Annotated in this window: 8 protein-coding genes; 3 read left to right on the plus strand and 5 right to left on the minus strand. The window is 47.3% G+C overall.

Annotation, left to right across the window (positions count from 1 at the left end; translation table 11 throughout):
* From V6C93_RS22565 to trpS, 3 genes are all read right to left on the minus strand, one after another.
* A partial coding sequence (locus V6C93_RS22565; RefSeq protein ID WP_333478928.1) for a DUF4140 domain-containing protein occupies positions 1 to 134 on the minus strand: 134 nt, incomplete at its 3' end.
* A 264-nt stretch (positions 135 to 398) separates the two neighbouring features.
* Positions 399 to 1,331 carry a methylenetetrahydrofolate reductase gene (locus tag V6C93_RS22570; protein WP_349262802.1) on the minus strand — a complete coding sequence of 311 codons (933 nt, stop codon included), beginning with the start codon at positions 1,329 to 1,331 and terminating at the stop codon, positions 399 to 401.
* A gap of 326 nt (positions 1,332 to 1,657) precedes the next feature.
* Positions 1,658 to 2,668, minus strand: coding sequence for a tryptophan--tRNA ligase (gene trpS / locus V6C93_RS22575; RefSeq protein WP_333478922.1), 1,011 nt, complete (start codon positions 2,666 to 2,668; stop codon positions 1,658 to 1,660).
* Positions 2,669 to 2,856: 188 nt separating this feature from the next.
* Between trpS and psb28 the strand changes: the two genes are divergently transcribed.
* Both psb28 and V6C93_RS22585 read left to right on the plus strand, forming a co-directional pair.
* Positions 2,857 to 3,195: a photosystem II reaction center protein Psb28 gene (gene psb28, locus V6C93_RS22580; RefSeq protein ID WP_333478923.1), complete on the plus strand. Its 339-nt coding sequence runs from the start codon at positions 2,857 to 2,859 to the stop codon at positions 3,193 to 3,195.
* A 59-nt stretch (positions 3,196 to 3,254) separates the two neighbouring features.
* Complete coding sequence (locus tag V6C93_RS22585) at positions 3,255 to 3,764, plus strand: MogA/MoaB family molybdenum cofactor biosynthesis protein (RefSeq protein WP_333478924.1); 510 nt, start codon at positions 3,255 to 3,257, stop codon at positions 3,762 to 3,764.
* Between the two features lie 73 nt (positions 3,765 to 3,837).
* Here the strand turns inward: V6C93_RS22585 and ctpB are convergent, their stop codons facing one another.
* Both ctpB and V6C93_RS22595 read right to left on the minus strand, forming a co-directional pair.
* A complete protein-coding gene (gene ctpB, locus V6C93_RS22590; RefSeq protein ID WP_333478925.1) occupies positions 3,838 to 5,157 on the minus strand; it encodes a carboxyl-terminal processing protease CtpB in 1,320 nt (439 codons plus the stop codon).
* A gap of 91 nt (positions 5,158 to 5,248) precedes the next feature.
* On the minus strand, positions 5,249 to 5,434 hold the full coding sequence (locus V6C93_RS22595) for a hypothetical protein (RefSeq protein ID WP_333478926.1): 186 nt from the start codon (positions 5,432 to 5,434) through the stop codon (positions 5,249 to 5,251).
* On the opposite strand from V6C93_RS22595, the gene V6C93_RS22600 reads away from it, so the two are divergent.
* Complete coding sequence (locus V6C93_RS22600) at positions 5,433 to 6,137, plus strand: YdcF family protein (protein WP_333478927.1); 705 nt, start codon at positions 5,433 to 5,435, stop codon at positions 6,135 to 6,137. The two genes, V6C93_RS22595 and V6C93_RS22600, sit on opposite strands and share 2 nt — an antisense overlap.
* Positions 6,138 to 6,398: the final 261 nt, after the last annotated feature.

Genomic DNA, 6,398 nt, shown 5'->3' on the forward strand with positions numbered 1-6,398 from the left:
AGAGTTACTGGTAGTTGGGCAATGACCAGTTCATGCTCGTCACCCGTGAGCTGCACGACTCCTCGGCGCGTAACCAGCGCTTGGTTACTGTACACTGTAACTTCACAGATTCGGGTGTCTACCGTTTTGTTCATCAGTCCTGCGCTGTTAGTTCGTAGTCATTAGCGTTAGTTCAAACAGAAGTTGAATGTTGGCAGGTTGAATGTTGGCAGGTTGACGCTGAGAAAATTGGTTTGAACTTGTAACCTTTAAACCGACCCTAGCCTTTGGCAATACCTTCGGCGAAGAGCAAACCCCTTTCAACCTGTAACCTGCAACCTGCAACCTGCAACCTGCAACCTTCAACCTTTAACCTTCAACCTTTAACCTTCAACCCTTTCACCAATGACCCATCTTCTTTATTTAATGCTCAAGGGTTGAACTCCAGCTAAATCTAGAATTTGAGGAATCAAGTCTTCTCGCTTGATTGCCATCATGTGAACACCCTGACAAAGTTGCCGTGCTAGCTGGACTTGCTCGGCAGCAATTTTCATGCCTTCCTGTAAAGGTTCATCAGCCCCTGCCAATCGGTCAATGATGGATTGGGGAATGTGAACACCTGGGACATATTTATTGATAAATTGGGCATTTTTCGCCGATTTGAGCAGAAAGATGCCCGCTAGAATTGGCTTATTGGTGCCAGCGGCAATCTCGCTCATAAACTTTTCCAGCCGCTCAAAATCACTAATTAATTGGCTCTGGAAAAACTCTGCACCCGCTTCTAGTTTACGCTCAAATCGACGTTGCAATCCAGACCAACTTTTTAGCTGGGGGTCAACGGCAGCACCTACAAATAAGTCAGTAACACCATCAGTTACAGGCTTGTCATTAGCATCAAAACCACTATTGAGCTTGGCAATTAGTTTGAGTAAACGCACGGATTCCAAATCAAAAACCGCCTTTGCATCCGGATGATCGCCGGCTTGGATGGGGTCACCTGTGAGGGCAAGGATATTACGAATCCCCAGCGCATGAGCACCCATAAGATCCGCTTGGAGGGCAAGACGGTTGCGATCGCGACAGGCCATCTGACAGATCGGCTCAATTCCATGCTGCAATAGAATGACAGAGGCAGCGATCGAACTCATCCGCAGTACTGCCCGACTACCATCAGTAATATTAACGGCGTGAACCCTACCCTTAAGTGCTTGCGCCATTTTAATCATGTGGCCTGGGTCACCTCCCTTAGGGGGTGCCACCTCGGCGGTAATTAAAAATTCACCCGATTGAGCCGCAGTACGAAACTGACTTTGAGTTGAGATAGGACTGTGTGAGTTGCTCTCAAAAAGCATCGCCTCTATGTCCGTGCGAAGTGTAGTCTGTTGAAGGGAATCGCTCATAATCATTGCGCTCATTAAGGAGTATCGCCTGTATCCGAAGTCTCCCCAATCCACCCCAATGGATGGATGGCAAGAAGCCGCTTATCAGGTAGAGAATGCTGCTTTTGTAGACTGCAAAAACTGTATCGTTATAGGTCGGTTTCAAGCAAATTTGATAAACTACTGCACATTTAACTTAAAGTTGGGGAATGACAGTTTTCTGGTGGGATGGGCATCTTGCCCGTCCCGATTATTCAAGTTAAATGTACAGTAGCTTACCTAGAGTTGAAGTGGTGAAGTCAAAGTGGCATTGAATAGCCCATAGCCGCTTTTACTCTTAATAGGGTCCCATTAGCGATCGCTTCTGCTTTTTCTTTCCCCTCTCGCAACACCGACTCCAGATATCCCTTATCATCCATCACAGCTTGATACTTCTGTTGAATTGGCTCAAGCGCTGCAAGAGTGGCTTGTGTGAATAAGGGTTTGAACTGACCCCAACCCATATCTTGACATTCTGCCGCCACAGCTTCCTTTGTTTTCTGTGAAAGCAGCATATACAAAGTCAGCAAATTATTACATTCCGGGCGTTCGGGGTTGTCAAACTCTAGTCCCTTAATGGGGTCAGTTTTACACCGCTTAATTTTCTTCTGAATTTCGTCCGGGGAATCGAGCAAATTAATCCGACTCAAGTCCGAAGGGTCAGACTTAGACATTTTCTTCGTACCATCTGTCAAACTCATCACTCGTGCCCCTTCCTTGCGAATTAAGGGGTCGGGTAATTTTAGAATAGGTTGTTCTGAATTGCCAAATTGGTGGTTTATCCGGACTGCAATGTCACGAGTTAGTTCGAGATGTTGCTTCTGGTCTTCTCCCACCGGGACTTTATCCGCATCGTAGAGCAAGATATCCGCTGCCATGAGTACCGGATAGTCCATTAAGCCTGTATTCACATTTTCCCCTTGCCTAACCGCTTTTTCTTTGAACTGAATCATGTCCGTCAACCAATTGATCGGCGTGATACAGTTAAACAGCCAAGTCAGTTCACTGTGGGCGGCAATATGAGATTGAATAAAGATACTGGAGTATTCCAAATCAATCCCACAGGCTAAATAGAGAGCGGCAATCTTGTAAGTATTTGAGGCCAGTGTGGTGGGATCGTAGGGCGCGGTAATAGCGTGTAAATCGACCACACAGAAAAAATTGTCGTACTGGCTTTGACCTTCCACCCAATTGCGAATTGCTCCTAAATAGTTACCCAGATGTAGGTTGCCAGTTGGTTGAACACCAGAGAGAACGCGCTGCTTACCCATTGATTTTGGTTAAATACTCGTACAGAAACGCCTTGAAAAATAATGCAGGCGTTCTTAGTGTGTAACAGTTTTATCAATTTTGCCACTCCGGGAGACTTCATTGGTGATGTAGCGAGACTTCGCTTAAGTCCAGTCTGATCGGTAAGATAATGAGAGGAATTACCTAGCATATTTGATTGGACTCAGTCATGGCTCAAATTCAGTTTTCTAGAGGGATCGACGAAGACGTCATTCCTGATGTGCGTCTTACCCGCTCTCGCGACGGTAGTAATGGTACCGCAACCTTTATTTTTGAAAACCCTAAAGCTCTCGACAGCAGCAGTACAGAAGAAATCACTGGAATGTACTTGATTGATGAGGAGGGTGAGATTTTAACGAGAGAGGTTAAGGGCAAATTTGTCAATGGTCAACCGACTGCATTAGAAGCCTTTGTTCTGATCAAATCCCAAGAGGAATGGGAGCGTTTCATGCGTTTTATGGAACGATATGCCCAAGAGCATGGCCTTGGATTTACGAAGGCGGAATAGATCGAGCCTTCCTTCAGGTACACTTTTGTCGCTACCTGAAGGATTGTTATTTTCAGTCTATGGCTCAAAAACCTCACCCGGATTCTGCCCCCATGACAGTGAAGTGCGCTGTCATTACGGTTAGTGATACGCGATCGCCCGAAACGGACAAAAGTGGTCAGCTGATTCAACAATTACTTGTAGACGCGGGTCACACGGTTAGTTTCTACACGATTCTCAAGGATGAACCCCAAGAGATTCAGTCCCAGTTACAAGTGCTGGGAGAGCGAACAGACGTTGATGCTGTAATTTTCAACGGGGGGACTGGCATTGCACCACGAGATACGACCTATGACGCCTTGGAGAGATTACTCGAAAAGACGCTGCCAGGATTTGGAGAAGTATTTCGGTTCTTAAGTTATCAGGAGATTGGCTCACGCGCGATCGCATCCCGAGCTGTTGCTGGTATTTATCAAACTAAGCTAATCTTCTCAGTTCCCGGCTCAACGGGTGCCGTCAAACTTGCGCTCCAACAGCTGATTTTGCCAGAACTGATTCATCTAGTCACTCAACTGAAAAGCGAAGGATGAAGGCTGAAGCCTTCATCCCTCATCGTTCAAATAAACTTTTGAGTTGACCAACGGCGATTACGCGAGGCCGATATTAACGAATACTCATCGGCTTCACAGTACGACCTAAACTTGGTTGGGCGAAAGCATTCGTGGTTAACGTGGTGATCGCCTGCTTGTATTGAGGGTCGTCATTGGTCGCCCGCAGGCTGGGATTAGACTCTAGCTGTTTCTCTTGTGCCTCTGTCAATTCCAGCTTGACATCGGGGTCAATCCCTTTATGGTTGATATCCTCTCCATTGGGTGGGTAGTAATGCTGAATGGTGACGGCTAAGCCGGAACCATCTGATAAAGAATGGACAGATTGTACAACTGCTTTTCCGAAGGTTTTACTGCCGATCACACTTGCCCGCTTATTATCCTTCAGTGCGCCTGTGAGAATCTCGCTGGCACTTGCGGAGTTCCCATCGACGAGTACAACTAAAGGCGACTTGGTTAGAGCCGTGTTATTCGCGGAAAACTTCTGATCGCCACCCTTGCGGTCTACCGTGCGGACGATTAGACCACTATCTATCCACATCCGGGCAATTTCCACACTAGCGTTCAGCAATCCTCCCGGATTCCCCCGCAAATCTAAGACGTAGCCACCCACTTTCTCCTTTTCCAGGTCTTGAATGGCCTTCTGCATTTGCTCCGGAGCATGGGCACTAAATTCATTTAAGCTAATGTACCCGATCCGCGCCTGACCTTCCTGCTTGAGGGTGTGATGAACGGCTGGAAGTTCGATTTGAGCGCGGCTCAGCTTGACATCAAACGGTTCCTTGCCATCGCGGGAAATTCGCAACGTGACCGATGTACCAACTTCACCCCGAATCATAGATGAAGCCTCTTCTAGAGTCATGCCTTTCGTCGATTTGCCATCAATGGCCACAATGCCATCCCCTGGTTTAAGCTTTGCCTTGGCTGCTGGGGAATTGTCGATGGGTGAGACGATTTGCAGACTCTTCGTTTTGTCGTTCAGTTCCAGACGAATCCCTACTCCAGAAAGCTCACCGGAGGTTTGGTTCGTCAGCGCTTGGAATTGTTCGGGGTCCATGAAGCGAGTATAGGGGTCTCCCAGAGGCTTGAGAGCGGCCCGAATGGCGTCGTAGGCTTGTTCTTTTGTTGTGTAGTTCTTGCTCAGTAGCTGTTGCCGTGTGGCTTGCCAATCTACTTTATTGAAGCTGTTATCCACATATTCCTGGTTAACGATTTGCCAAACCTCGTCAACTAGGTTTTTGGGGCTATCCTGGAGTGCGGCAAAGACAGAGCGACCCCCCATCGGTACGATTAGAGACAAAGCGGCGGTGGTTGCGATCGCTCCAGAGAAAAAGACGCCTTTGAGCCAAGGGAACTGTTTTGAGTACTGATTCATGGAGTATGGCTAGAACGAGGTTGGCGTTAGATAATTAACAGTTATTGTAAAGCGGTCTGTTGAAGAGAGACCCTGGGTCTGCATTCTACACTCAGCTTACGCTAGAGAGCGATCGTACTACCGATAGGAGAGAAACTGGGTTAGGGCTAATATACTCAACTTGAATTACTAAGCGAGCTAAATTTTGTGCCAGTTTGCTCAGTGTCCTGCTGATACAGGTAGAGCCATCATGAGCGCTTATGGCTTGAGCCAAGTCCGAGCATTGGTCATCAGACATGAGAGGTAGACTCATTCCACGCATCTGGGTTAATTTCAAGAATCGGTTTCGAGCCAAGGGGCGGCGCTGGCTAGGTACAGGTTTACTGATTTTGGGTATCCTCCTTTGTGGCTGGCTGCTGATTAACAGTCTAAGGTTGCAGGCGGCGGCTTCGGAACCTATCGAGGCGTTTTTCGTCCTGGGAGGTGGTATACATCGTGAGATCTACGTCGCCCAGTTAGCCAAACAGCATCCAGAAATCCGAGTTTTGATTTCTCAAGGCTCGGAAGACCCCTGCATCTTGCTGATTTTTCAACGAGAACAGGCCCCGATCCGCCAAGTTTGGTTAGAAAAGTGTGCCGATTCTACCTTTGATAACTTCTACTTTAATATCCCAATCCTCAAACAGTGGGGTGTTCGTAAAGTTAAATTAATTACTTCCTCCAGCCAGGTGCCCCGCTCCACGTGGATGGCGCAGATTTTGTTCGGCGCTCATGGGATTTGGGTCGAGACAGATATTGTCCCAGAGCAGGGGAAGCCAGGGAATCGAGAATCTGTGCTGAAGACGGGTTTAGATATCAGTCGTTGCGTGGTTTGGGCGGTGTTGAGTCAGGTTGTCCAGCCCAGATGCTTGAAATTAGTGCCACTTTATGCAGTAGATTTGGAAGCTTGGCGTAACTCCGGTTTTAAGTGCGAGCGTCAACAAGAACTCAAGCTTGAATAGATTTGGCGTTCTCTTCTGCTAGTTACATAAGCGAGAAGCTTTTTTTACACTACCGCATACTCACTGAATTGACTGAGCAGTTATCAGAGATAGGGCTAATTTTTTCAGTGAAATTTCGGTAGAAAGTGGAGTCGAGGTAGGGGTAGCTTTTTAGTAATTTCAAATATGGCATTGCATGTTGCCACTGCCAAAACTCTGAATAGGGATAAACGAGTTTCTTAAAAGCCTCCAACTAGCGCGGTACAGGGCGCAAGTTATAGA

Source organism: Allocoleopsis sp., from assembly GCF_036703385.1.
GTDB lineage: Bacteria > Cyanobacteriota > Cyanobacteriia > Cyanobacteriales > Coleofasciculaceae > Allocoleopsis.

Bases quoted from the DNA above. Each gene is read 5' to 3' on its own strand.
- V6C93_RS22570 (WP_349262802.1), bottom strand. From the start codon at position 1,331: ATGCTTTTTGAGAGCAACTCACACAGTCCTATCTCAACTCAAAGTCAG.
- trpS (WP_333478922.1), bottom strand. From the start codon at position 2,668: ATGGGTAAGCAGCGCGTTCTCTCTGGTGTTCAACCAACTGGCAACCTA.
- psb28 (WP_333478923.1), top strand. From the start codon at position 2,857: ATGGCTCAAATTCAGTTTTCTAGAGGGATCGACGAAGACGTCATTCCT.
- V6C93_RS22585 (WP_333478924.1), top strand. From the start codon at position 3,255: ATGGCTCAAAAACCTCACCCGGATTCTGCCCCCATGACAGTGAAGTGC.
- ctpB (WP_333478925.1), bottom strand. From the start codon at position 5,157: ATGAATCAGTACTCAAAACAGTTCCCTTGGCTCAAAGGCGTCTTTTTC.
- V6C93_RS22600 (WP_333478927.1), top strand. From the start codon at position 5,433: ATGAGAGGTAGACTCATTCCACGCATCTGGGTTAATTTCAAGAATCGG.
- V6C93_RS22595 (WP_333478926.1), bottom strand. From the start codon at position 5,434: ATGTCTGATGACCAATGCTCGGACTTGGCTCAAGCCATAAGCGCTCAT.